This window comes from Acinetobacter sp. YH01009, from assembly GCF_013420765.1.
Taxonomy (GTDB): Bacteria; Pseudomonadota; Gammaproteobacteria; order Pseudomonadales; family Moraxellaceae; genus Acinetobacter; species Acinetobacter amyesii.
The window spans coordinates 143,214-168,482 of record NZ_VOYE01000004.1; the positions used below are offsets into that span (position 1 = coordinate 143,214).

At 39.2% G+C, this 25,269-nt stretch carries 24 protein-coding genes, 4 tRNA genes and 1 pseudogene; 19 read left to right on the plus strand and 10 right to left on the minus strand.

What is annotated here, in order from left to right:
- Window positions 1-74: 74 nt before the first annotated feature.
- The 3 genes from FTT76_RS06430 (at window position 75) to FTT76_RS06440 (ending at window position 2,599) form a co-directional block, all read left to right on the plus strand.
- Entirely contained in the window at window positions 75-1,514 is a 1,440-nt protein-coding gene (locus FTT76_RS06430; protein WP_180007305.1) for a M48 family metalloprotease, read from the plus strand.
- A 121-nt stretch (window positions 1,515-1,635) separates the two neighbouring features.
- Window positions 1,636-1,995 (plus strand): hypothetical protein, encoded by a 360-nt coding sequence (locus FTT76_RS06435; RefSeq protein ID WP_111885700.1) that lies wholly within the window; start codon window positions 1,636-1,638, stop codon window positions 1,993-1,995.
- 46 nt (window positions 1,996-2,041) lie between these two features.
- Window positions 2,042-2,599, plus strand: coding sequence for a GNAT family N-acetyltransferase (locus tag FTT76_RS06440; protein ID WP_180007304.1), 558 nt, complete (start codon window positions 2,042-2,044; stop codon window positions 2,597-2,599).
- A gap of 103 nt (window positions 2,600-2,702) precedes the next feature.
- Here FTT76_RS06440 and FTT76_RS06445 read toward each other — a convergent pair whose 3' ends face one another.
- Both FTT76_RS06445 and rpsU read right to left on the minus strand, forming a co-directional pair.
- Window positions 2,703-3,149, minus strand: coding sequence for a GatB/YqeY domain-containing protein (locus FTT76_RS06445; RefSeq protein ID WP_078193617.1), 447 nt, complete (start codon window positions 3,147-3,149; stop codon window positions 2,703-2,705).
- A gap of 39 nt (window positions 3,150-3,188) precedes the next feature.
- A complete protein-coding gene (rpsU, locus tag FTT76_RS06450; RefSeq protein ID WP_001136722.1) occupies window positions 3,189-3,404 on the minus strand; it encodes a 30S ribosomal protein S21 in 216 nt (71 codons plus the stop codon).
- Between the two features lie 146 nt (window positions 3,405-3,550).
- On the opposite strand from rpsU, the gene tsaD reads away from it, so the two are divergent.
- Entirely contained in the window at window positions 3,551-4,567 is a 1,017-nt protein-coding gene (tsaD, locus tag FTT76_RS06455) for a tRNA (adenosine(37)-N6)-threonylcarbamoyltransferase complex transferase subunit TsaD (protein ID WP_180007303.1), read from the plus strand.
- Between the two features lie 126 nt (window positions 4,568-4,693).
- Window positions 4,694-6,025: pseudogene (locus FTT76_RS06460) on the plus strand (esterase-like activity of phytase family protein).
- Window positions 6,026-6,178: 153 nt separating this feature from the next.
- Here FTT76_RS06460 and FTT76_RS06465 read toward each other — a convergent pair.
- Window positions 6,179-7,057 carry an ATP-binding protein gene (locus FTT76_RS06465; protein WP_180007302.1) on the minus strand — a complete coding sequence of 293 codons (879 nt, stop codon included), beginning with the start codon at window positions 7,055-7,057 and terminating at the stop codon, window positions 6,179-6,181.
- 189 nt (window positions 7,058-7,246) lie between these two features.
- Here FTT76_RS06465 and FTT76_RS06470 point away from each other — a divergent pair, with 189 nt between their 5' ends.
- From FTT76_RS06470 to FTT76_RS06495, 6 genes are all read left to right on the plus strand, one after another.
- On the plus strand, window positions 7,247-8,758 hold the full coding sequence (locus tag FTT76_RS06470; protein WP_180049395.1) for a DUF3336 domain-containing protein: 1,512 nt from the start codon (window positions 7,247-7,249) through the stop codon (window positions 8,756-8,758).
- Window positions 8,736-9,560, plus strand: a complete 825-nt coding sequence (locus FTT76_RS06475; protein WP_180049397.1) for a protein kinase — start codon at window positions 8,736-8,738, stop codon at window positions 9,558-9,560. Before FTT76_RS06470 ends, FTT76_RS06475 begins: the two co-directional genes overlap by 23 nt.
- A gap of 107 nt (window positions 9,561-9,667) precedes the next feature.
- A tRNA-Leu gene (locus FTT76_RS06480) sits at window positions 9,668-9,752 on the plus strand.
- A 37-nt stretch (window positions 9,753-9,789) separates the two neighbouring features.
- Window positions 9,790-9,863 (plus strand) — tRNA-Trp (locus tag FTT76_RS06485).
- 36 nt (window positions 9,864-9,899) lie between these two features.
- Window positions 9,900-9,984, plus strand: a tRNA-Leu gene (locus FTT76_RS06490).
- A gap of 73 nt (window positions 9,985-10,057) precedes the next feature.
- Window positions 10,058-10,142 (plus strand) — tRNA-Leu (locus tag FTT76_RS06495).
- 297 nt (window positions 10,143-10,439) lie between these two features.
- Here FTT76_RS06495 and FTT76_RS06500 read toward each other — a convergent pair.
- Window positions 10,440-10,643, minus strand: a complete 204-nt coding sequence (locus FTT76_RS06500; protein WP_078188846.1) for a hypothetical protein — start codon at window positions 10,641-10,643, stop codon at window positions 10,440-10,442.
- Between the two features lie 440 nt (window positions 10,644-11,083).
- Between FTT76_RS06500 and FTT76_RS06505 the strand changes: the two genes are divergently transcribed.
- A complete protein-coding gene (locus tag FTT76_RS06505) occupies window positions 11,084-11,350 on the plus strand; it encodes a hypothetical protein (RefSeq protein WP_257223241.1) in 267 nt (88 codons plus the stop codon).
- A gap of 89 nt (window positions 11,351-11,439) precedes the next feature.
- Here FTT76_RS06505 and gloB read toward each other — a convergent pair whose 3' ends face one another.
- Together gloB and FTT76_RS06515 are read right to left on the minus strand one after the other, a co-directional pair.
- Window positions 11,440-12,171: a hydroxyacylglutathione hydrolase gene (gene gloB / locus FTT76_RS06510; protein WP_180007299.1), complete on the minus strand. Its 732-nt coding sequence runs from the start codon at window positions 12,169-12,171 to the stop codon at window positions 11,440-11,442.
- Window positions 12,172-12,280: 109 nt separating this feature from the next.
- Window positions 12,281-12,889: a flavin reductase family protein gene (locus FTT76_RS06515; protein ID WP_180007298.1), complete on the minus strand. Its 609-nt coding sequence runs from the start codon at window positions 12,887-12,889 to the stop codon at window positions 12,281-12,283.
- Between the two features lie 104 nt (window positions 12,890-12,993).
- Here FTT76_RS06515 and FTT76_RS06520 point away from each other — a divergent pair, with 104 nt between their 5' ends.
- Window positions 12,994-13,815, plus strand: coding sequence for a PhzF family phenazine biosynthesis protein (locus FTT76_RS06520; RefSeq protein ID WP_180007297.1), 822 nt, complete (start codon window positions 12,994-12,996; stop codon window positions 13,813-13,815).
- A gap of 149 nt (window positions 13,816-13,964) precedes the next feature.
- The gene (locus tag FTT76_RS06525) at window positions 13,965-16,733 is read left to right on the plus strand and encodes a pitrilysin family protein (protein WP_180007296.1); all 2,769 of its coding nucleotides are present in this window, start codon (window positions 13,965-13,967) and stop codon (window positions 16,731-16,733) included.
- An 81-nt stretch (window positions 16,734-16,814) separates the two neighbouring features.
- Here the strand turns inward: FTT76_RS06525 and FTT76_RS06530 are convergent, their stop codons facing one another.
- Together FTT76_RS06530 and FTT76_RS06535 are read right to left on the minus strand one after the other, a co-directional pair.
- On the minus strand, window positions 16,815-17,879 hold the full coding sequence (locus tag FTT76_RS06530; RefSeq protein WP_180007295.1) for an amidohydrolase: 1,065 nt from the start codon (window positions 17,877-17,879) through the stop codon (window positions 16,815-16,817).
- 172 nt (window positions 17,880-18,051) lie between these two features.
- On the minus strand, window positions 18,052-18,453 hold the full coding sequence (locus tag FTT76_RS06535) for a DUF3144 domain-containing protein (RefSeq protein ID WP_180007294.1): 402 nt from the start codon (window positions 18,451-18,453) through the stop codon (window positions 18,052-18,054).
- A gap of 106 nt (window positions 18,454-18,559) precedes the next feature.
- Here FTT76_RS06535 and FTT76_RS06540 point away from each other — a divergent pair, with 106 nt between their 5' ends.
- Window positions 18,560-19,192: a hypothetical protein gene (locus tag FTT76_RS06540; RefSeq protein WP_180007293.1), complete on the plus strand. Its 633-nt coding sequence runs from the start codon at window positions 18,560-18,562 to the stop codon at window positions 19,190-19,192.
- A 430-nt stretch (window positions 19,193-19,622) separates the two neighbouring features.
- A complete protein-coding gene (locus FTT76_RS06545; protein ID WP_180002979.1) occupies window positions 19,623-19,793 on the plus strand; it encodes a hypothetical protein in 171 nt (56 codons plus the stop codon).
- Window positions 19,794-19,893: 100 nt separating this feature from the next.
- On the opposite strand, the gene FTT76_RS06550 is transcribed toward FTT76_RS06545, so the two are convergent.
- Entirely contained in the window at window positions 19,894-20,325 is a 432-nt protein-coding gene (locus FTT76_RS06550) for a hypothetical protein (RefSeq protein ID WP_168378945.1), read from the minus strand.
- A 224-nt stretch (window positions 20,326-20,549) separates the two neighbouring features.
- Window positions 20,550-22,010, minus strand: a complete 1,461-nt coding sequence (locus tag FTT76_RS06555; RefSeq protein WP_180007384.1) for an inorganic triphosphatase — start codon at window positions 22,008-22,010, stop codon at window positions 20,550-20,552.
- Window positions 22,011-22,331: 321 nt separating this feature from the next.
- On the opposite strand from FTT76_RS06555, the gene FTT76_RS06560 reads away from it, so the two are divergent.
- From FTT76_RS06560 to hemL, 3 genes are all read left to right on the plus strand, one after another.
- A complete protein-coding gene (locus tag FTT76_RS06560; protein ID WP_180007292.1) occupies window positions 22,332-22,715 on the plus strand; it encodes a DUF962 domain-containing protein in 384 nt (127 codons plus the stop codon).
- A gap of 596 nt (window positions 22,716-23,311) precedes the next feature.
- Window positions 23,312-23,932, plus strand: coding sequence for a thiamine phosphate synthase (thiE, locus tag FTT76_RS06565; RefSeq protein WP_078188828.1), 621 nt, complete (start codon window positions 23,312-23,314; stop codon window positions 23,930-23,932).
- Between the two features lie 35 nt (window positions 23,933-23,967).
- A complete protein-coding gene (hemL, locus tag FTT76_RS06570; protein WP_180007291.1) occupies window positions 23,968-25,266 on the plus strand; it encodes a glutamate-1-semialdehyde 2,1-aminomutase in 1,299 nt (432 codons plus the stop codon).
- Window positions 25,267-25,269 lie beyond the last annotated feature (3 nt).

Genomic DNA, 25,269 nt, shown 5'->3' on the forward strand with positions numbered 1-25,269 from the left:
AGTTTTCTCCATAATTCACCAAAATTCAATGCTATATTCGATGAAGTACGAATATGAAATTTAGAGAATAGACTTTGAAAAAGATTTTACTGGCATGTGGTCTCGGGCTTTGTTCGACATTGGCGCAGACGCAGTCCGTAGATTTTAGTTCATCCCCACAATTTTCTGTGCCTGAAATAGGTAGTGGCGTCGGCTTGTTGGATCAACAAAAAGAGCGTGCCATTGGCGAGAAGGTGTATCGTGAGGTGCATCGTCAACTTCCTGTGACTGAAAATCCGTGGATGGAAGATCGTCTTTTATCTGTCTTTACGCATATTTTGAGCCAAACCCAACTCAACCAACCGGTCGGTTTGTTATTAATTAATGATCCACAAATTAACGCTTTTGCTGTGCCGGGAGGTTTATTTGCATTAAATGCTGGATTAATTAATTCAGCTCGCAACATGGATGAAGTGGCAGGGGTGATGGCGCATGAAATTGCACATGTCTCACAACGTCATTACAGTCGTTCACAAGAAGCTTTTAAAGGGCAAGGTTTATTGTCACTAGCCGGTATTTTGGTCGGAGCCTTGGTGGCCTCACAGGCAGATGGTGATGTCGGTGCGGCTGTAATGATGGGTTCACAAGCCGCTTTGATGGATAAACAGCTAACCTATAGCCGCAATCAAGAACGTGAAGCAGACCGCATCGGGATGCAGTATATGTACCGTGCAGGATACAATCCGCAAAGCATGGCTGACTTTTTTGAAGTGATGCATCGCTCTACGAGTCGAGTGAGCTTTCTGCCTGATTTTTGGTTGACACATCCTTTAACCACGGAACGTATGAGCGAGGCGCGCTTACGTGCCAATCAGTTGCCTCAAGTTAAAACTAGTTTGGTTGATCAAGATTTTGAAATTCTGCGCTGGTATAGTCGAGTACTCTCAGGTCAGGTAACTGAATTGCAATTAAATACAATGGTGGCACAAAAGAATTATGCAGCTGAGTTGGCTTTGGTGAGCTTGCATATTAAACAAGGTGACTTTAGTGCTGCTCAAAAGTTATTAAATGAAGCAGCAAAACAAAATGCATCGCATGCACTTTTTACTATTTTGCAGACCGATGTGCTGTTGGGCCAAAATAAAGCAGCCGATGCCGTGAACGCTGTGAAAAGTTCGGCAATCATCATGCCTGAAAATCGTGCATTAAATTATAAATATGCAGAGGCTTTGATTCGAAACAAAGAATATGCGCAAGCACAACTGATTCTACAGCGATTTTTACAAGCGAACCCACGTGACTTGAGTGGTTGGCGACTGATGTTGCAAATGGCTGATGCAGACAAAGACGCAAGCTTCCGTTCTATTAATGTGCTGCGCTATCGAGCTGAAGTAGAGTATTGGGGCGGGGATGAAGAACGTGCGATTAAATCTTTGCTACAGGCGCAGCGCATCACCAAAGACTCGAAAAGTCTTTCTGCAAAAATCAAGCAGCGTGTAGACGAAATGCAAAATGAACGGAAATTAAAAATATAAAGATTTCAACTGTGATGCACTTATCTATGTCGATTATAAAGTGCAAATTGTAGTTTTAGTGGCTTAGATTAATCAGTGTAAACTAGCTGGATGTAAAAAGTTTATGATTAAGAACTTACAAATGAAAAATATGATTTTGGCGGCCTGTCTGTTGGGCTTAGCAACGAATATTGCAGCAGCTAGCGCAGAACAATATGTGATTGCTGTGAATGATATTAACGAAAAATATAAAACTGATGTACGCCAATTTTTTAGTCAGTTAGACCCGCAGCAACAGGGATTTAAAGCAGACCAGCAAGTGAAATACTGCGGTATTGTTCAGACTTATGTGAATGATCTTTATCGTGCTGCAGACGAAAATCGTGCATTTTTAGATCGTGAGTACCGTAATATGAATAAGCAGGATGTGATTCAGCAGGTGATCGCATCAAAAGAGATGCAATTATTAAAAAAATATAATGTGCAGTGTGCCCTAAATTAAAATTGGTTTTACAAACATTTTAAATCATTGCGAGAAACTGAAAAAAATGAAACTCGATGATTTTGATATAAGTCATGGCAGAATCACGCTTCAGTTGATTCAGCGTCACGATGCAAAAGCACTTTATGAAGCGATCTGTCAAAGTATAGAGACCTTACGAATGTTTCCTGCAAGTTTGGCTTGGTCCTTACAAGAACCTAATTTAGATGCTTCATTGGCATTTTGTGATTCGAGAGTGTTGGCTGCGTTAAATCAGGAAAATTTTGTTTATGTGATTCGTGAGCAACAGTCGCATAACTTTCTAGGTGTCATGGATATTCATCAAATCAATTGGATGGAAAACCAAGCTAACGTTGGGTTTTGGGGAAATGTTGAATTTAAAGGGCAGGGTTTGATGACAGAAGCTTTGCAGTTATTTGTGGATCAATTATTGAATGATCTAGGATTTCAGCAATTAAACGCTTTTGTAGATGTAGAAAACAAGCAAGCACGACGTCTATGTGAACGAGCAAATTTTAAATTGATTGAAATCGAACAAGCTGCAATTCAAAATCCAGTAGATGGAAGTTGGCGAGATATTTGTAAGTATGAAATCGTTAGATAAGAAAGAAAATTATAAATGATGAATAAATTTGAATTTGGATAATTTGGCTATTTAAGTCATCAGCGTACTTAAATAGACCAAATCAAACAATATAGATGAAAGATTAAGAGAGTTTCGCTTTAATTTTAGCTGAAACTTGTGCAGGATCGGCACGTCCGGCTATGAGCGGACGTAGAGAGTTCATCACCTTACCCATATCTTTCATGCTAGTAGCTTCTTGCGCAGTAATTGTTTGCGCAATGATGGAATCAAGTTCTTCCTCAGTCATAGCTTCTGGTAGAAATTGAGATAACACCTCAATCTCGGCTTGTTCCTTACTAGCTAAATCATCTCGATTTGCACCTAAAAAGGCTTTAACCGATTCTTTGCGTTGTTTGATTTGCTTTTCAATGACCGCAAGAACTTGCTTATCGTCAAGCTCTATGCGCTCATCGACTTCGATTTGCTTGATTGCTGCCTGTAGACTACGTATTACCGTTAACTTGTCCATTTCTTTAGCACGCATAGCGGCTTTTAAAACTTCAGTTATTTGGTTTTTTAAAGTAGTCATTTATCTTGTCCAGGTTAGTCAATCAATCACAAATTAATCTTAGTAAAGGCGAGTAGTACGTACTGATTCGCGAGCCAATTTCTTTTGGTAGCGTTTAACAGCAGCAGCTTTTTTACGTTTACGTTCTTGAGTTGGTTTTTCGTAGAATTCACGTTTACGAACGTCAGCAAGAACACCCGCTTTTTCGCATGAACGTTTGAAACGACGGATAGCTACGTCTACTGGTTCGCCTTCTTTCAATTTAACTTGTGGCATGAAGAATCCTCATTAAGTTATGGATAAGATCTCGGGTCGAATTACCCTTGATCACAAGTGAAGGTCAGTATTTTACTCATTTACATCTCATATCACAAGTCTATAATAGGTTTCGCAATATTTTGAAATGGGCAAAAGGCAGTTTAATGATCGTTTTAGGCTTGGAAACTTCGTGTGATGAAACAGGACTCGCACTCTACGATAGTGAGCAAGGATTACGCGGACAAGTATTGTATAGCCAAATCAAACTGCATGCAGAATATGGTGGTGTGGTACCTGAATTAGCTTCACGTGACCATGTGCGTAAGTTAATTCCGTTATTAAAACAACTGCTTGAAGAAAGTAAAGTTGATAAATCAGAAATTGATGCCATTGCATATACTCGCGGGCCGGGCTTGATGGGTGCATTAATGACAGGCGCATTGTTTGGTCGTACGTTGGCATTTGCACTGAATAAACCTGCAATTGGTGTACATCATATGGAAGGTCATATGTTGGCGCCGCTGTTGTCTAAAACTCCACCAGAATTTCCATTTGTGGCACTTTTAGTCTCTGGGGGACATACTCAATTGATGGCTGCTTATGGAATTGGTCAATATGAATTATTGGGTGAGTCGATTGATGATGCAGCAGGTGAGGCATTCGATAAAGTCGCTAAAATGATGGGTCTACCATACCCAGGTGGTCCAAATATTTCGAAATTGGCGATCAATGGCGACATCAATGCCTTTGAATTTCCACGTCCAATGCTACACCAAGGTTTAGATTTTTCATTTAGTGGTTTAAAAACTGCCGTTTCAGTTCAATTGAAAAAAGTTGAAGGCGAAGGTCGTGAGGCGGATATCGCTGCATCTTTCCAAGAAGCGTTGGTTGATACATTGGTGAAAAAATCAGTCAAAGCCTTAAAACAAACTGGTTTAAAACGTTTAGTTATTGCCGGTGGTGTAAGTGCAAACAAGTGTTTACGTGAGCGCTTAGAAGCTGATTTGGCAAAAATCCGTGCAAATGTGTTTTATGCAGAACCTGCACTGTGTACAGATAATGGCGCAATGATTGCATTTGCTGGTTATCAGCGTCTTAAAGCGGGCCAGCATGATGGTTTGTCTGTTACGACTACACCGCGTTGGCCGATGACGGAATTAGGTAATCCAAACGAAGCGTAAAAATCGTTTAAAAAGGAGGCTAAATTAGCCTCTTTTTTTTATTGTGTGTTTCAAAAAAGAGACTGTGGTTTTAGAACAATATTGTGGATATGATGGCTCAATAAATAATTAGAGCCATGTGAAATAATGACAAAAAATAATGAAGCTTTGGATCAATCAAAACCAAATCAAAGTCATATTGACCTAAAGAAATTTTATAAAGGTGTTTCTTTACCCTATGAAACTTTGGATATCCACAATATTCCAGATGGGGCAAAACAAGACCATTTTATTGAAATTCATTGTGGAGGTTTTGGGTCGGAAATTTTCTCACATCCCACTCAAAAATATCAATTTTATGCTCTTACGGATCGAGGTCCGAATACAACCTATGATGTGAATGGAGATAAAGGCAAGATATTCTTAGATCCAAGCTATACGCCAAAAATCAGACTTTTTGAATTGCAGCTCGATGGATCGATTAAAAAATTGAAAGAAATATTACTCAAAGATCCAACTGGGAGACCTATAACAGGTTTGCCAAATCAGCATTTCGGTGCAACAAAAGAAGTGGCTTATGATCAAAATGGTGTGGTTTTAGCAATTGGCACAGATGAATATGGCTTAGATTCTGAGGGTTTGGTTGCATTAAAAGATGGCACATTTTGGGTGAGTGATGAATATGGGCCTCATCTCGTTCATTTTAATAGCGAAGGCGTGGAAATAGACCGTATTAATGCATACAAATAAGATGAGCGTTGCAAGTCGGGTTATTTTCTTCCAAATGCATTTGCCAATCGTAAGCAAAATCGAGGGATGGAAGGTTTGACGATTACACCAGATCAAAAAAAATTGGTCGGCATCATGCAGTCGACGATGAGTAATCCAGATTCATCAGTCACAACGTCAGACTTGGTTCGTATTGTGGTGGTCAATTTAGACGATGGGTCAATTGCACAATATTTATATCGGCAAGAACTTAGGTCAAACTCAAATACAGCTATTGTTGCGCTGAGTGAGACATGCTTTTTAGTAGCTGAACGTGATGATGATTTTTATAAAGATAATTCAAACGCTTTTAAACGAATCTATAAAATATATCTCGATGCGGCGACAAACCTAGAAAAAGTTCAACTAAGTGATCATTTTCAGCAAAATGAATCTTTAGGATTGCTCATTGATGGGCAAACACTTGAACAATATCTGCTTAATGATGGTTGGGAAGCACTCAAAAAGTTAAATATTTTGCCTGTGGCAAAGAGCTTAGTTGTCGATTTAGTCGAAACTTTACATTATCCACACGATAAAGTTGAAGGCTTGAGGGTGATTGATGAACAGCATTTGGCAATTATAAATGATGATGATTATGGTTTTACAGAAACGGATGGGATCTTGGAGCAAAAATACCTTGATGCGGAGAAAAGTGTGATTGATTGCAATACCTTATATGTGATTGGTCAACTCAATTTAGCGCCATAAGTGGTGTGTTCTTAATGATTTTCAAGCAATTGGTTCAATCAAGAGTTTATTAGCATTTAAAAGCAGCCAACGAGGATGTGGCTGCTTTTAGCTGAAATTGTCTGACTTGCTTTGCAGAACTTATATTTTCAGATCATAAAAATATTGTAGACGTTATTTTTCCAAAGCCTTTAGATTTTCAGACCCAATCCAATGCTTTGAAAACTGATAAGCAGCACGGCCTGAACGCTGCCCACGAGACTGACACCATCTTAAGGCTTCAGCACGAACTTCGCTGGTCATGGCTAAATCAGCCTTGGCAAGATAGTGTTCCACAATTTCGAGATATAAATTTTGATCCATTGGGTAGAACGAGAGCCAAAGTCCAAAACGGTCAGAAAGGGATATTTTTTCTTCGATCGCTTCTTGTGGATGGAGCTCAGTATATTGAGGAACATCTACCTTAGTTACAGGTGTATTTTCATGCATGAATTCAGGTAATAAATGACGACGGTTGCTCGTAGCATAAATTATAAAATTACTTGAACCTGACTGTAATGAACCATCTAAAACACTTTTTAAACTGCGATAGTTTTCATCTTCAGCATTGAATGCCAAATCATCACAATATACGATAAATTTTTCAGGACGATTTTCAATTAACTTTTGAATTTCTGGCAAATCAGATAAATCATCACGCTCAATTTCAATTAAACGTAAACCTTGGTCTGCATAATGGGTGAGCAGAGCACGGACGATGGATGATTTACCTGTACCACGAGAGCCAGTGAGTAAAACATCATTGGCAGGTAAGCCTTTTAAAAACTGTAAAGTGTTTTGAATCACTTTTTCTTTTTGACGTTCAATTCCTTTTAAATCTTCTAAATACATGACTTTGGGCTGTTGAATGGCTTTAAGCTGTTTATCTTGCCATTTAAACGCGATACTCGAAAAATCGGGTGCTTGTTTAAGCTCAGGCAAACTGTGCTGTAGTTGTAAGAGTACAGTAGATAGCGATTGAAGGATGTTGTCAGGTAAATCAATTGTAGCCATGATAAGTCAGCTTGTCGTGTCTTGTTGTTGGTTAGTATATGACAGCAGTGTACATCAATAATGCAGTTATAATTGCTGAAATATGTCAAAGTTAAATGATTGTTCTGGCAGATCTGCGCTATTCGAACAACCAAAAAGTTGTTATAAATCTAGCCGAGTGAACAGTTTAAAATGTGCTGAGGGATAGTCATGTTGTTTACAGAGTTTTCAAAAAGTATTAATCCACATCAGGCATATCGGATAAAAAAATTAAAGCGTCAGCTCGACCGTGCTGAATGTTATGAAGAATGGAAAGATATCGCACTTAAAATAGATGAAGAATCGGGTGCGCAAGAATGGAAACTCGATAATAGTTCACCGTATTTTGATGCAGAAATTATTACTCATCGTTTAGGGTTGCTGAGACGATATCGAGCTCAGAAACGTACTCGAGATTTGATGTATATTTTAAGTGAAGGTTTAACTTATGATGTGGGCAATATTGCCCATCCCTTGCTGTTTACAGTAGCCTACGTCGGCACCAAAAAAATTATTGAAGACTATGTTGATGAGGTGAGTCAAAGTTTGGCTTTTATCGCATCCGAAGAATGCGTTTGTCTCAATGCCGCACAAAAAATTGAATTTTTTGAACAAAGCCAAAAAGCGTATGGTCAACCTGTTTTGATGTTTTCAGGCGGTTCAACTTTAGGTTTGTTTCATACCGGTGTGTGTAAAGCACTGATGGAACAAGATTTAATGCCAAAAGTTCTGTCTGGTTCCAGTGCTGGCGCCATTATGACCGGGATGTTGGGTGTATCTAAACCGTCAGAATTTACCAATTTATTAAACGGACAAAACTTCTTTAGTGAGGCATTTCACTTTCGTAAATTGACTGAGTTAGTGCAGGGTAATGGCGGTTTGGCAGATGTAAAATATCTGAAAAAGTTTTTGGTTGAAAACTTAGGTGACTTAACTTTTGCCGAAGCATATAAGCAATCAGGTCTACATATCAATGTGGCAGTTGCGCCTTATGATGCATCACAAGATGCAAGAATTATGAATGCGTATACCTCACCCGATTTGTTGGTATGGAGTGCGGTGTTGGCATCTTGTGCAGTGCCTATTCTATTTCCACCGGTACGACTGACCAGTAAGCGTTATGACGGGCAATTTACGCCATATATGTCGGCTACACGTTGGGTGGATGGTAGTGTGCGCAGTGATTTCCCACAGGAGAAAATGGCGCGTCTATATAATATTAATTATAGTATCGCCAGTCAGGTCAATCCGCATATTGTGCCATTTATGCAGGATGATGCTTCACGTTTTCGTAAAAGCATGTTGAGTTGGCCTGAGCGGATCGTTCGTCGTCAAGGCAAGGTGATTAGTAAAGGGGTGATGGATTTTGCCCGTGAGCGTGCAGGAAGTATTCCACCGGTAAGACGTTTGCTTGATCATGGTTATGGTGTGGTGGATCAGCGTTATTATGGTGATGTCAATATTGTTGGGAAATATGGCTTAAGACACTATAGTTATATGTTGCAAAATCCGCGACCTTATCTGTTTAAGGTCTTGCAGCGTGAAGGTGAAAGAGCCACATGGCCGAAAATTTCATTAATCGAAACGCAAGCCCGCATCGGTAAGACCATTCAGCATTGTTTGGAATTATTAAATTATCAAAATGCACCCAATCAACGCCATGCAGAATTTATTGCGGTTTAAATCCACAGATTTAACGCAAATCATTTATGAGCCAAAAACCAAATCCAAAAGTTTGGTTTTTGGCCGTCGTCTATATCAATTTCAATTCAATCAACAACTTTATTGGCTCAAGGCGCAAGTCAGTAACAGCAGCCTTGAACATGCAGCTAGTTTTGGTCATGAAATTGAGCTGTATAAACTATTCAGTCAAGCGTCTAGACAAAACAGCATCACGTTACCTTTTCAAGTGATAAAAGAGAAGCATCTCAGTATTCAGCAAGAGCCTATTGATCACTTATTAATACTGCCCAATGCTGAGCCTTGGTTCTTACAGCCTGTATCGAATTTGAGCATTGAGCAGGTGAGGCAAGTGCTATGGCAAGCAATCGATGTGGTTGAACGATTAAGCTTGCACGGTTGGATACATGCAGATTTAAAACAAGAGCATTTTGTGAATTGGCAAGGGCAGTGCAGACTCATCGACTTTGAGCAAGCGCTCCCGTTGGCTGTTGACCAGCAAAATGCCTTAACTGCGACACCACGTTATATGGCTCCAGAACTTTTCCATGGACAAGCAAAATCTTTGCACAGTGATATCTATGCGCTGGGGATTATTTTCTTGGAATGGCTGACATCACAGCGTTTAGAGGCGAAAAACTATCAAGATTGGGCCTATTTACATTGCCAACGCTTAAAGCTTGATCTGCCAATGCAATATCAAGGGTTTAGTCAGCTATTGCAACACATGTTGATGAAGCAAAAAAATGACAGATTGGTGGATTTTTATCGCTTAAAAAGCGACTTAGTTGCTGAATTTGCTTAAGAAAAATACAAAAAAAGCACTATTGTTTTTTATTTAAACAAACAAGATGCTTTTTTATAAAAAAGGCTTGTCATGTAGGGGTGATCTCTATAATATACACAGCCATCGGGGACGTGGCGAAATTGGTAGACGCACTGGATTTAGGTTCCAGCGCCGCGAGGTGTGAGAGTTCGAGTCTCTCCGTCCCCACCACTGAATTACTAAACATGAGTTTGGTAATGAAGGTCACAGAGGATTGGTGTAATGGTAGCATGACGGTCTCCAAAACCGTTCGTCAAGGTTCGAATCCTTGATCCTCTGCCAAGTTTTAAAAAGTCTGACATTGTCAGCAACCCTGTTGGGGACGTGGCGAAATTGGTAGACGCACTGGATTTAGGTTCCAGCGCCGCGAGGTGTGAGAGTTCGAGTCTCTCCGTCCCCACCACTTAATTTATTAAGTTGCCAAATAAACAGGTTTTTAAAACAAATTAAAGTCTGACATTGTCAGCACCCGAGTTGGGGACGTGGCGAAATTGGTAGACGCACTGGATTTAGGTTCCAGCGCCGCGAGGTGTGAGAGTTCGAGTCTCTCCGTCCCCACCATTAGATTAAGCAAGGTTTTATACCTTGCTTTTTTGTTTTTGAAATTCGAAAAAATCAGTGTCCCAAACGTGGTTTTTTTGAAAACATAATCTAATGAAATAAATCTAATGAAAGATGATGAACCAAGAGATACAGCAAGATGTCTAATCTTGCTTTTTTATTGTCTGAAATTTATCTCGTTAAAAATGAGTCAGTAAAACAAAGGTGAAAAAAAGCCCGCATATACGGGCAAATTTAGAAATGCGGATTCGAATTAAATCATTTATTTCAAATCGTTCGAATAAATTATAGAGAAGATTACGCCTTTAGATGATCTTCAAACTCTTCACCGAGCTGCATGGCCAAAGCATTACCAGACAAATCTACAGTCACTAGACCATATTCTTTTTTAAAACTGAATGTAAATCCACGATTATCTGCCAGTGTACGAACAGAATATCCTAACTTTTCTAACCAAAGACGGAAGGCAACTAAATTTTTTGCTTTAACCACTTTTTTCACGAGCGAACTCCTTATCAATCATTAAAATATTAAATAGGGGTGTCAAAATATTTTTTAAAGGGGAAATGGAAAACTTTTATTTAAAATATGAAATTTTGATGGATAAATAAACAGATTATCGGCTTATAAATTGTATAAATTCATTTAACTCGCTGTTTTATAACAATCTAAACTTAATGTAAGTAAATATAACGTATTTTGAAAATTTGGGTTTTAATTGCTGGCTTAAAATCTATCCTATGCCTATAGAGAAGCTGTGTGCAAAATAAGCGATGACTTAACTTAGAAAGTATAGTGGATTAGGTGTGCAGTATTGATTGCAAATAAAGACTTGTTCACAGCCAAATTAACTGGATAGGTGAGCATGCAAAGCTATTTCACATCAAGATTTGTCGAAATGCTTTTATACTATATCCCATCGATATAAATAGATTGAACGCATGCAAAACATTGAGCACGATGTCAAAGCAAAAATTGAACAGATGCAACAAGCAGGGCAGACGCCTGTTGCGGTGATGCTTGGACATGAAGATTGGTTGGTCTTTTCGGAGCAATCCAAAGTGGCATATACGCCTTTTGGCAGTGCGCGACGTTATCAGCCTGCATTAGGTGGTTTATTGATGGTACGTATCGATGAAATGCAAGCCGTACGAGTTGTGACTCAAGCCGAATTGGATGATTTTGCTGCAACCAATCAAATTTTATAAATAAAATGATGAATCGGCCCGAAATATTCATCACAAATAAAACAGTTTATTTGTGATGAAATCTTAAATGCTTATAACTCGCAATCCAATTAAAAATTGTCTTTGAGTTCTCTTAAGCGCTGAAACGCTTCAACACTTTCTGCACGTAAAAATGGATTGGTTTCTAGTTCTAATTCAATGCTGCTTGGCAAAGTACATTTCCCGAGCATGCGTAGGGATTCAACCTCATCAAACCGCTGTTGTATGGCAAGGTTGTCAGGTTCAACATGCCGCGCAAACTGCGCATTCGATAGGGTGTATTCGTGAGTACAATACACTTGAGTTTCTGCAGGGAATGCGGCAATACGGTTCAATGAATCGTACATTTGTTGAAAAGTACCTTCAAATACACGTCCACAGCCCATAGCAAATAATACATCGCCACAGAACAGTGTATGAATGTCATCGATAAAATATACGATATGACCGAGGGTGTGGCCGGGCGTTGCTGTTATTTCGACTTCAAGACCATGAAATTCAAAACGGTCATTATGATCGAGAGGATAATTCACCCATGGAATACGGCTTAATTCTGCACGGGGGCCGTAAACAGCAATGTTTTTATCTTGAATAAGTTCCGGTACGCCACCGACGTGATCTTTATGCCAATGCGTTAGCCAAATTTGCGTAAGATTGAGCTGATGTTCCTGACAATAGCGCTCGACCAAAGCGGCTTCAGTAGGATCTACTGCAATGACATCATGGCTTTCGGTGTGTTCAAGCAGCCAAATATAATTTTGCAGTGAATTTTTGACATCCAATGTATGTATTTTAAACGCCATATCCATTCATTCAATATTTTAAATTAAGTTAAAGTTAGCATGAAAATGCTCAAAAGGTATGATTATCGATTTTCAACCCTAAATAAACGACAGAGTTCATAGCGCTATTTTAGTCTGGTGTCTCGTCTACAGATACAGGATTACCAATGGTATAAAAGTGCCCGCCAGCAACATGATGTAGGCTTTTCCATTCATCTGCTACTTCATGATAATACCAATGTCCGTTACGGAAGACGCGGTCGTCTGCATAAGCAGCAATGACTTCGCCGATAAACAGATCATGTGCTTGTTGATTGTGAGGTTCAGGAATAAGTTTGCACAGTAGCCAAGCAGCACAACCTTCAACCACAGGAATATCAGAGGCATTAAATTGAAATAATTCCACGCCACATTGGCGTAATTTTTCTGGCGCATCACGTTGGCTCATCATGCCAAGTGCATAGACCATTTTGAGTTGTTTCAGTGTCGGTACTTGTAAGGCGAAATAACCTGAATTTTCAATAATCTCACGTGTTTTAGTTGATTTATCCAGTACTACCGTCACTTTTGCAGGGTTGAACTCTAAGGCGCATGCCCATGCTGCAGTCATCACACCAGTATGGGTTTGATCCTGAGCAGAGACGAGCACAGTCGGGCCATGATTTAAAAGTCGGTATGATTTTTCTAAAGGAACAGGGTGAATATGCGTTTTCAAAATTGTACCTATATTTAAGTGCATCTAAAACTTAGATGTTTTATTAAAAAGTGCTGTTACATAGCATATAACGCATGAAATATTTTCAAAAGCCTTTAATATAAATCACTAAATCAGGAGTTCTATCAATGAAAATGTATCAAGTGGACGCATTTACCCAAGTGTTATTTAAAGGCAACCCAGCGGCGGTTTTGGTGTTGGATGAATGGTTAGATGAACACTTGATGCAACAGATTGCTTTGGAAAATAATCTGTCTGAAACTGCATTTGTGAAAAAAATCGACAGCAGCAATTATGAAATTCGTTGGTTTACGCCGACCACTGAAGTGGATTTTTGTGGACATGCGACATTGGCCAGCAGTTATGTGCTTTTTGAGTTTTATACTGTAGAAAAAAACATCCAATTTCATGTCAAAAATCTCGGTATTTTTAGCGTAAATAAAGCTGAAGATGGAAAAATTCTGATGAATTTCCCTGTGCGTCGGGCACAGGTCGTGAGCGAATATCCTGAAGAGCTACGTCTAGGGTTGAGTCAACCTTTTAAGCAGGTTTATCTGAATGCGCAGGCGTATATCGTGGAATACGAAACGGCTCAACAGGTTTTGGATGAACAACCGAATTTTGAAATTTTAAAACGACTCGGCAAAATCCGCACCGCAATTACAGCGCCGGGTACGATTACTGATGTTGCAATCACTGCGGCAGCCCAGCAATATGACTGCATTTCACGCTATTTTGCACCGGGTAATGGCATCAATGAAGATCCTGTTACGGGTTCTATTCATACCGGAATCGTGCCTATTTGGGCAGAACGTCTACACAAGCGTCAGATCTTGGCGTATCAAGCATCAAGCCGTGGTGGTGAGTTACATTGTCAAATGCTCGAAAATGACCGTATAGAAATCTCAGGCTATGCTTGTTTATATATGCAGTCTGACATTTATATCTGAACATAAATCAAATACATGCTGTCGAAATCTGCGGCATGTATTTAATAAAAAGTAACTATTAATCCTGAAAAGCTCAGCATAAAATCAAAACCAATCTGATCGACAGCATTGCGCTGATCGATGCTAAATATAAAGGACACTTGAATTACATGCGTATTAAACATTTAACGCTTTCACTTTTTTTTGCAGGTTTAAGTACAAGCCTCTTTGCTCAACCTGTATTGGTTAAAACTGAACAAGCCATTGAAGAATATAAATTAGATAACGGTTTTCGTGTGGTTTTGGCGCAAAACGATAAAGAAAGCAAAGTGTTTATGAATACGGTGTATTTCACGGGTTCTTTAAATGACCCTGCGGGCAAAGGTGGTTTGGCACATTTGCTCGAACATTTGGCCTTTAAAGGCACTGAAAATGTCAAAGGTGATGAATTTCAGCGTCGCTTAGACCAATTCACGCTGATGACCAATGCCAGTACGGATTATTATTCAACGAAATACACCAATGTGATTCGTCCTGAACAAAGTTCAATCGATCAAGTTTTGCATTTGGAAGCAGAACGGATGGACAAATTGGTACTTCAGGAAAAATTTGTACCGACAGAAATTGATATCGTTAAGCGTGAACGTGAAATTCGTTTAGATCAGCCATTTTCAGTGTTAATCGACCAAGTTTTAAAAGAAGCCTATGGCAATCAATCTTTAGGCCGCTTACCGATAGGTGATTTGAAAGAACTTCAATCGATCAATATGAACGAATTAAACCAGTTCTATCGCCGTTGGTATGCGCCAAATAATGCAGTGATGGTGATTTCTGGTAAGTTTGATAAAGCGGCTGTATTAAAACAAATTGATCAACAATTTAGCCCAATTGCCGCACGTCAAATTCCTGAACAGGCCAAAGTCCCTAAATTAGATGGAACGAAATTAAAGCAACGCGAATTTACCGTTCATAAGGGTAGTGACTTTGGCAAATTTAATATTTATTTAAATGGTGCAGTCGAACCGATTAAAACTGCTTTGGCGGTATCTCCAACTTTGTATACCTTACAGCCAAGTGGACATTTGTATCAAAGCATGGTGGAAACAGGGACAGCAACCGCAGTTCAATCCACCACATGGTTAGATAAAGATTTTAATTTGGTGTTTATGGGGGCGATATATGGCCCAAGTCATGATGCTAACAAAGTGGTAACCAGTCTGGCACAAGGTGTAGAGCAGAATAAAGCCTTTAATGATGTTGAGCTAAACCGTGTTAAAAGCTTGACTCGAAATATGGCTGACAATGTTAAGAATAGCGCTACGGCTCTTGGCGAACGTCTCAGTTCTTATACTGTGGCTTATAACGGGGACTGGTCTCAATATTTCCGAGACTTAGATAAAGTACAAAAGCTGAGTGTAAGCGACGTGAATCAAGTGTATAAGGATTTTCTAAAGCCTGAATACCGTGTCACAGGAAATATTCTACCAACACCTGAAGACCAGAAGAAAGCACAGCAACAGGCTGCGTCGAAACCTGCTGAAACTTTAGATCAGCAAGCGCCTGCAGAAGAGCCATTGAAAGATGCGAGTGTTTATCGTGCTGAAGTGAAGCAATATGTTGCAGAGTCTAAGCAATATTTAAATCAGAAAGAAAAGCAGATTCAGCGCGCTAAATTTAAAAACGGCATTCAGTATGCGTTGTTTCCAACTAAAACCCGTGATGACAAAACCTATGCCACGATTGCTTTGGATTTTGGTACAGCACAAAGCTTAATGAACAAAGGGGAGTTACTAGATTTGACAGCTTACCTCATGTTCCGTGCATCTAAAGATCAAAGTTTGCAGAAAATTGCCGATAAAATTATTGATGTTGGTGGGGGTGCAACGGTCAGTGCAAATGATAATGGTCTCATGATTCAAGTGGTTGCACGTAAAGAAAAATTTGCTGACTTTTTGCAATATGTCATTGATGTTATTAAAGCACCAGCATTTGAACAATCACAATTTGATTTAATCAAAGCGCAAAGTTTGTCGAGTTTGGATCGACCTTATACAGAGCCGGATACCGTTGCAGCAATGACTCTGTCGCGTATTGTCGAGATCTATCAGCCGGGGGATATTCGTTATCACTTCGAACCGGAACTTGCGAAAAAACAAATTGAGTCGGCTACACGTGATCAAGTGCAGCAGTTACATCAAAAATTCTTTAAAACACAGCACGCACAAATTGCGGTAACAGGTGATTTTGATACCAAGCAAATAGAAAAAATTCTGAAAAAAGAATTTGCAGATTGGAAAACCAGCGAGCCATATCAACGCTTAGAGTCTACATTTACAGCGTATCCTGCACAGAAAGTGCATGCATTGTCTGAACAGCGTGAGTTTGGTAGTTACCAAGCCATTATGACTCTACCTGTAGGTGTAGAGCATACCGATTCTCCTGCGTTACAAGTATTACGCCACATACTTGGTGATTCACAGTTGTCTTCACGTCTAGCCCAAGAGTTACGTGAAAAGAATGCACTGGTTTATGGTTTTAGTGCAGACATTAATTTTGATGAATGGGTGAATTCAGGTGTACTGAGTATTGATGCAAACTACACTGCGGGTAAATCAGCACAAGTTTCTCAGTCTGTTCATAAAGTGTTGCAAAACTTATTGAAAAATGGCGTGACGGAACAGGAAGTAGAAGCGGCCAAAGCCAGTATTTTGAAAAAGCGTTTAACTGCACTTGAAGATGACCGTCGCATTCATAGTATGTTGATTCCACAGTTAGAAAAAGGTCGTGATTTAAACTATCGTGAAAAGCGTGATCAACGCATTGCTAGTTTGACCAAAGCGGATGTTGATGCTGTCATCACAAAATATATTCAACCTGAACATTTGGTTGAGGTGATGTCTGACCAATATGGTCAAGCCGTAAAATCTACTCAAAAATAAACCGAATAAAAAAATCCTCCAGATGGAGGATTTTTTTTGAGCTGCAATGGATAACTTGATAGCAAGATTTTCTTAACGAACTTATAGGCGGTAGAACTGACGGGCATTTTGTTGGAAGACTAAAGTCAGTGCATCAGGATCATAACTCGCGACCGCATCTGAAAAGGCGTCAATAATATTCACCAAGGATGCACTCACACTATCCATCGGGAAGTTAGAGCCAAACATCACACGGTATTTCCCAAAGCATTGTAGAGCATGAGAAATAAGCGGAAAGGCGCAATCGAAAATCTCTTGTTTGGATGCAAGGCGTTGTTCTTTATGAAACTGATGACCCAGCACCGGCATGAATAATCCAGACATTTTGGTATAAACATTTGGGCAACTTGCCAGTTCAGCTAAATCATCTTTCCAACGAAACAAGATATTGTCACGTGAAGTTTGGGTTAAGCCTGTATGTGAGCCGACAGGTCCAAAGGCACCGACAGGTGTCCCAAAATGATCCAGAACGATAGATGTTTCAGGGAAAGCACGTGCTAAAGCGGTTAAATCACGAATTTGGTCTGAATAAACCCATGCATCAAAACTTAAATTCATTTGAGCAAGGGCTTCAAAACCTTTCATAAATTTTTTATTGGTATAGAGATGGGGCTCATTGGTCCATGCGTGAACTTTTGGGTCTTCATGTACAGCTGCCATTTTTCGTATGCCACGAAAATGTGGGGAGGCTTGTTTATGCATTTTAAGAATTTTCTTAAAACTACTGTCACATGGGTCTGCAGTGCCGACTATGGCGCCAAGTTTAATCTTTTGAGCATTAAAGTCTAAAGATTCAATAAACTTTGTTTCACCAACCACCCCTTTGCCTTTATGGTCATGCCAGCTCGCTTCTACATGTACGATTTGATCGACCAGATAATGTCCTGCATCTTGCTTATAATTTTCAGGCAAATACGGTGTCGTCACATGTTTGGTTAAACCAACTGTGTCAATTAACTCTTGCGGCTTAACTAAGCGCATCATTTTGTCGAGCAAGTAGGGATGTTTACCCAATAATTTCACGGCAAGTGAAGCGGCATGTGGGGTATTGTATGGATCCCATTGATGTATATGTGAATCCACGATGGCAAAATCGAGCGTCTGCATTGCTATCCTTGTCCTTAAAACCATGTCCATTTCTTGCGTATTTCATTGTATTTCCGAATACGCAAGGTACTGAAAATAGTTTGAATGATGAAAATACAACGTTATGACTGAATATTAAATCAAAGCTTTGTGAAAGAGAAGTTGTATAAAAAAAGCCCCGAAGGGCTTTTGATTAATGCTGATGATCGTGGTGGTCATCATGCTTATTTGCATGGAATTCTTCGTTATGACGGAAGCGAAGATAGTTTTCAAACTGTTCGCAATATTCATCATAATTATCTTCAAGCATCATTTGAAATTGTTGAAGAATATAAGACATCACTTGATCTTTGGCATCACGCATTTCTTTGCCATCTTTGAAGCCATTTGCAGCAACCCAAGTATTAAAGCGAGCAGTACCAAATAACATGGCAGCACTCACTTGGCCGCGCATTTCTGCAGGTTTAACTTGAGAACCTTTTTCAACACGACAAAATTCATTGGCTTGTTTAATAAATTCATCCGCACGTTCAAAGAAAGCTGCATTCAACGCTTCTTCTTCGGTTACATCAGTAGCTTCAATCTTTTGAACCATGAATGTGTCCTAGCATAAAAATCTAATGCAGTATTATAGGCAAAGCCTTGCAGAAACTAAACCTTTGACTTAATCTAAAAATAGCCTAAGTAAAATGGAATGCTTCATGCAAGACGCAATCGCAGTGCAAAGTCTGAAAAGTGATATTGCATTACTTCGACAAAATATTTGGCCGCCCTCAACCTTAGCCAATGTAGAAGGGCTGCCCATTTATTATGGTACACAGTCTGAAGTAGCCGAATATTATGCACAGTGGACAGGCTTAATTGAACGTGCTCAAGACTTATTTCAACCCTTTGTGGAAGATGAAGTCCTTGATGCAATCCATTTGCCGAGTCATTTGAATCTGCCGCTTTTTTATTTTCATGTGGATCGTATTCGAATCAACAAAACACGTGCGAAAGAATCTAAAACCTTTCGTGGTATTGCCAGCTTAGTTGAAAAATGTGGGCAGTTTGAAGCAGATCAAATTCAAGCGATGCGACATTGGCTAGACAGCGATGACACTGCAGCCTTGGTCGGACACCGTGAATTTATTGACCTCAGAACCTATGTATTTCAACATGGGCAAAGTGATTATACCCGTACTCGTTTTTATGTGAATGGCATTGTACTTAGTGTCGAAAACGAGTTTAAATTGGTGGATGCCCGTGACAAACCACGTAAAGCCCGTAGCGATAGCTATAGTGACCCTTTAGCAGATAACAATACGTGGAAAATCTTTGGGAAATATCGTTAATTAATAAATATCGTTAATTACTGATGTTACGCAGTAACATCAGAAGCGCCATTTGATTCAAATAAAAGAGCGATACGCGGCAACGTCATCCGCAAGTGTTTGAGACAGAACTACATCTATTTAAAGATGTTTTTGCGATACTTTGAATAAGTAGACGCTAGTGAACGAGTTTTGCGGATGACAATGGTTTTGGGTACTTTTGCCGAAACAAAAGTACTTCCAGCCGAAGGCTAATCCCTTTATTTAAACCCTAGATGTAAGACTCCGTCGAATAGACTTAAAAATCATTTTAAAAATGCGTAATTACTTTTACGTGCGTAACATCAGTTAATTAAATATGTTGACGATATTACTTAGAACGTGAATTTAGTTCGCTGCACAAGGATGCTTTGGATTATGTAATCCACGCCCTAATGTGAAAATAGCCACTATGGCAAATGCCGAAATTGAAAGTTTGGCTCATGCAGAGCAATTGACTGATTTTTATATGACCTTATTGCAAGGGATGACGATACAAGCACGTGATGGTATGGCCTTGACACAATTACAACGCATGGTGAGTAATGCCATGAAATCATGGGGGTTATTAGCACAAGGTTAAATCAGTATGGATTATGAATTAAACCCCCAATAGCAGTGTAGCCTTAAGGCAATTTTCTTAGTTTTTTTGAATGACTGATATGCAAATACTATATTGAAGTTTATTTGCAGGGATGAATTTTAATGTCGCCCAATTCCATCACACTGATATAACCGTCAACCGCAATTAAATTGTCGCTTTGACTCGATAGGGTGAGACATTCTCCAGACTTGACGCTAGATAGTAGCTGACCTTGTTGCGGATTCAAGTTCATGCTGTAAATACTCAGTGTGCCAGCATCGGTTTTGATTTGGTAAGACTCATCACCATAGTCCTCATTATTATTGCGCAGGACTTTAAAGGTTCGTCGTGTCTGATCAAAGTTTTGAGTTGGAGAAAGCGGCTTTTCGACTTGTAAGGATGCCGTGCGCCTTAATTCGGTACTTTGCACAGGCTTATGTTGTTCACTACAAGCACTCAGTATTGGGAAAAATATAAAAATAAGTGAAAATGAAAATAGGGGATAAATTACAGGTATGTGACTTTTCAACATAAAACCACCCTGAATCTAAGTTTTCAGATAGCTTATTTTAAAAGTTTTTATCCAGAAAACAAAAATAATAGCTTCTCAAAATATTTCAATGTAACTGAGTCAAACTAAGGAAATGATGAATTGAAAATAGCCGACTATGAACCTGAATGTTCAACAAATGAATATCTATATGACAATGTAGGATACAAATAAAAAAGGGAGACTCATTGAATCTCCCTTAGGTTTTATTTAATGAGTTTTCGACTGACAAGGAATTGCTCGGTCGCTTCTAATAGCTTATCTGCATAAACCTCTTGTTTTGCAGTCAACCAGCCGAGAACAAACCAATCACTAGCTTCCAGCTCTGTTTGCTGAATATATTGTGCAGAAGAGGAAAGGACTTGATATTCCTGAGCCGCGACTTGTGCATCATTGAGCGCTTTACTATATTTCTGCAAGTTTTTTACATCATAAATAGACGTCAAAATTGGGAAGCTAAATTTAAGCTCTTGTATGCGCTGAGAAAGCACATCTAAGCTTTCAAAATTGTTAATGTCGGCATCATTTAAAGCCTCTTGCAGGGCTTTATATTGGTTTTGAAGGGTAGTTTGAGCATACCATTTAAAATCATGTTGTTGCGGTGCTTCATCGACTTTCAAACTAAACATTAAAAGCTCAAGATAATGATGCACATTTTGAGTCGATTTAACCAAATTGCCTAACTTCTCTTTGGCATACAAAATATCTTTGGTTAAATTTTCTGAGGTCGTTGGGTTTTGTAAAAGGCCACCCAAGGTATTTTGCATGTGTTCAAAATGGTGTAATTGTTCAAATTGCTGCTTAAATGCACCCAATTGCACAGCCCATTTTTCAACGATATCACTGTTCCAATCTTTAAACAGCGAAATGGTTAATTGTAAATGATGGAGTGCTTTCTGAGCTTGTATAATGTGCTCTGCCTGAGCAACGCCTGCAGAAATTGCGGCAATATTAGGCAGAAGGTGCTGCATGTCCTGTGCAATTAAAAGTCGTAAGTTTTTTGCGGCAGTATCTTTTTTACTGAGTTGAAATTCTTTAGCCTCAACTGCTGGACTCACCGTTTGATTCAATGCTAGCAAATTCCCGATTTCAGCTTTACTACGAACATCTAACCACAAATGGTACTTTTTAACCCATTCAAAACTAAAGGCAAGGAGTGATTGAATAGAGCCACTTTTAAGTTCAAATTCAACTTCGTGAACCTCTGTTTCTGTATTGTTGCTACGGATACAGCCGATATCTAAGCTAACTTCGATCTTGGCATCTTCAAACTCTATGACGCGATAAGTTCTCAGAATCTCAGTTTCAAACTGAAGTTGTAGCGAATCTTGCTGATCACCTAAAGTGGTTTTTAAAACCGACTGAACTTCAGCTTCATTGCTATAAACAGATAAATCTAGGGCAGGGGCTTGTTCAAATTCACCCAAATCTAAATTATGTTCAAACCGTTCAATGTGACTTTTACCAGCAGCTTTCAAGGTTTGAATCCAGCGCGTTCCTTCTAAACGTTGACGCAAGGCTGCATGCTGCTGGGCCATTTGTCGATCTGGGGTATCAAAATATTTAGCTTTAAGTTGAATTTGTTCCGATTTTTTTGGATCGAGTGCTTTTAATAATGCAGTTCGACGTGCTTCTGGAATCTGGAACTTTAATTCAACTTCAACCATGGTTTTCTGTCCTGATGTCACAACTTCATGATCTGGCATGAAGCGATCTTTAAATTTTTATAAAAATGAAAAACTAAAATGCGCGTAAATTTTCTATCAGCTAAACGCGTATCGATTGTAGCGAAAAACAGTTGAGAAGTAAGACTTGACGGATTTGAAAACTCAGCTTTGGGACTAAGAAAAGTTTTAAAAGATGGATATTCCATCAATTGTATAATTCACAATGGTTCGATTTTCATGGGATCAAAATAAAATTTTACGCCTTTAAAGTGGGAGAGTTTTAAGCTATGTTGGTTAAAATAAGTTCAGGATGAGCACAACATGAATTCACAAGTACAACCCGAGTTTAATCGAGATTTAAAGCCCGAATTTCAGTTACCTATTCGTGAGTATTCGCAATTTTATCGGTTTTATTTGACTGAACATCGAAATATCATGAGTCGACGTTTACATGCCACCGGCAGCAGTATAGGCCTCTATTTTTTTGCAAAAGCAATTTTAAAAAGACAACCAAAGTATTTTGCTTATGGCCTGGTTTCAGGCTATGCTTGTGCATGGGTCGGACATTTTTTCTTTGAAAAAAATAAGCCGGCAAGTTTCAAGCAGCCTTTATACAGCTTTATTTCCGATTGGCGCATGCTGTCTGATATTGTGAAGGGGAACTTAAGCTTAAAAGACCGTAATTTAGATAAGATTGATAGTTAATTATTTATTAATCAAACGTTTAATTTATATTGATTTTGGCGTAGTTTTTTTGAGTAAATGACTTGTAAGTTTAGAGTGATTAGTCTAATAATGTTCATATTGTTTATTCACTGTTTATCTGAAAGATAAATAGACGATAAACCCCAGTTTTCCAAGCCTAGAGTGACCTTCTCTAGGCTTTTTTTATGGCCTTAGAAAAGGTCTATTGTTTGAAAGATTTAACCACAAAAATGTTCACAAAAAAAATAGGCTAGACTTTTTGATGCTCTGAACGCTCCCCAAAACGTTTCTTACCAAGCACCAAAAAGTCTAATAGGTTACTCATTATTATTTTTATAAAGTGTTGTGTTTTTATGCGCTGCGTTTTGTGTTCTTCTGTTGCAGTATTAAATAATTTGTATCAGTTTTGTTCTATACTTGAAAATAGGTATTTTTTGCCATTTTCTACAGAAAATTCAATTAAACATTTATATAAGCAGTCCTGTGAAAAGGAATATAACTTTCTCAGCGGCAAAGCATTAAAATTTTATGCCCCAAGCAACATTTCATAGACCTAATCGTTATAATATTCAAAAGTTTTAAGTTGTGATTGAACTATGCGTGGTTTATACCTCATTACCAATGATGATCCTATCGAATTGCTTTTAGCCAAACTCGAAGGCGCGATGGCAACTTATGAAGTTGCTGTTTTGCAATATCGCCGTAAAAAAGTGGCAAAGGAAGATCAGGCTTATGAAATTGAATACATGAAAAATATGTGTAATCAATACAAAGTGCCTTTTGTTATTAATGACGATTTAGAAACTGCAGTTCAATATGGTGTGGGTGTACATTTAGGGCAAGATGACGGTTCAATTGCTGAAGCTGTAGCACGTTTACCTAAAAATGTTTTGATCGGTCGAAGCTGTAATAATTCTTTAGAACTGGCTGAGCAGGCGATTGCAGACGGTGCAAACTATGTGGCTTTTGGCGCCATTTTTGCGACTGAAACTAAGCCTGAAGCAGGCAATATTGGCTTAGAAACGCTAAAACAAGCCAAAGCGAAACTAAATGTACCTATTTGTGCAATTGGTGGTTTAACTGTAGAAAATTCTGCTGAAGTGATTGAAGCGGGTGCTGATCTTTGTGCTGTGATTAGTGATGTATTAGGTCGTTCAATGTCTGCTGTAAGCAGTCGTGTTTATGAATGGTCTGAGCTTTTTGCTGAACAAGCTTAATTTTATTTTTTAGATTGAATAAGTAGAGAATTTTTATGAGCTTATCTGCTAAGCAAGAACAATTATTTAAACAAGCCAGCAAGCATATTCCTGGCGGCGTAAACTCTCCTGTACGCGCATTTAATGGTGTAGGCGGTACACCGGTATTTATCGAAAAAGCGCAAGGCGCATATCTCTATGACGTAGACGGAAAACGCTATGTCGACTATGTCGGCTCTTGGGGCCCAATGATTTTAGGTCATGCGCAGCCCGACATTATTAAAGCGGTTCAAGAAGCGGCTGTTGATGGTTTAAGTTTTGGTGCGCCAACCGTTCATGAAACGACTTTGGCGGATATTATTTGCGAAATTATGCCGTCTATTGAATTGGTTCGTATGACTAATTCAGGGACTGAAGCGACTATGACAGCCATTCGTCTTGCTCGTGGCTATACCGGCCGTGACAAGATTGTAAAATTTGAAGGTTGCTACCACGGTCACTCAGATTCACTCTTGGTTAAAGCGGGTTCAGGCTTGTTGACAAAGGGTGAGGGTGAAGCAACTTCTGCAGGTGTTCCAGCTGATTTCGCTAAACATACCTTAACACTGCCGTATAACGATATTGCGATGCTTAAAGAATGCTTTGCAAAATTCGGTTCAGAAATTGCAGGTGTAATTGTCGAGCCAGTTGCAGGCAACATGAACTTGGTGAAACCTATAGAGGGTTTCTTGCAAGCAATTCGCGATGTGTGTGATGAGCATGGTTCGGTCTTTATCATTGATGAAGTAATGACAGGTTTCCGTGTCGGTCTTGGCGGTGCGCAAGCACATTATGGCGTAACACCTGATTTAACCACGTTGGGTAAAATTATTGGTGCTGGCCTGCCAGTTGGCGCATTTGGGGGTAAACGCGAAGTGATGGAATGCATTGCACCACTGGGCAAGGTCTATCAAGCAGGTACATTGTCTGGTAACCCATTGGCTATGCGTGCCGGTATTGAGATGTTTAAACATTTGCGTCAGCCGGGCTTCTATGAAACTTTGACTGAAAAATTGGCAGGTTTGCTTGCTGGTTTACAGGCAGCTGCAGACGAAGCGGGCATTCCGTTCTTTACGCAGCAAGTGGGCGGCATGTTCGGTATTTATTTCACTGATCAAACTGAAATCACCGGTTTTGATTCAATTCTGAAATGTGATGTAGATGCTTTCCGTACTTTCTTCCACGGTATGTTACAGCGCGGTGTAAACTTAGCACCTTCAGCATTTGAAGCAGGTTTCTTCTCAAGCGCGCATAGCGATGAAGATATTGCATTTACCATTGAAATGGCGAAAGAAGTTTTTGCCAAAATGAAGTAATTT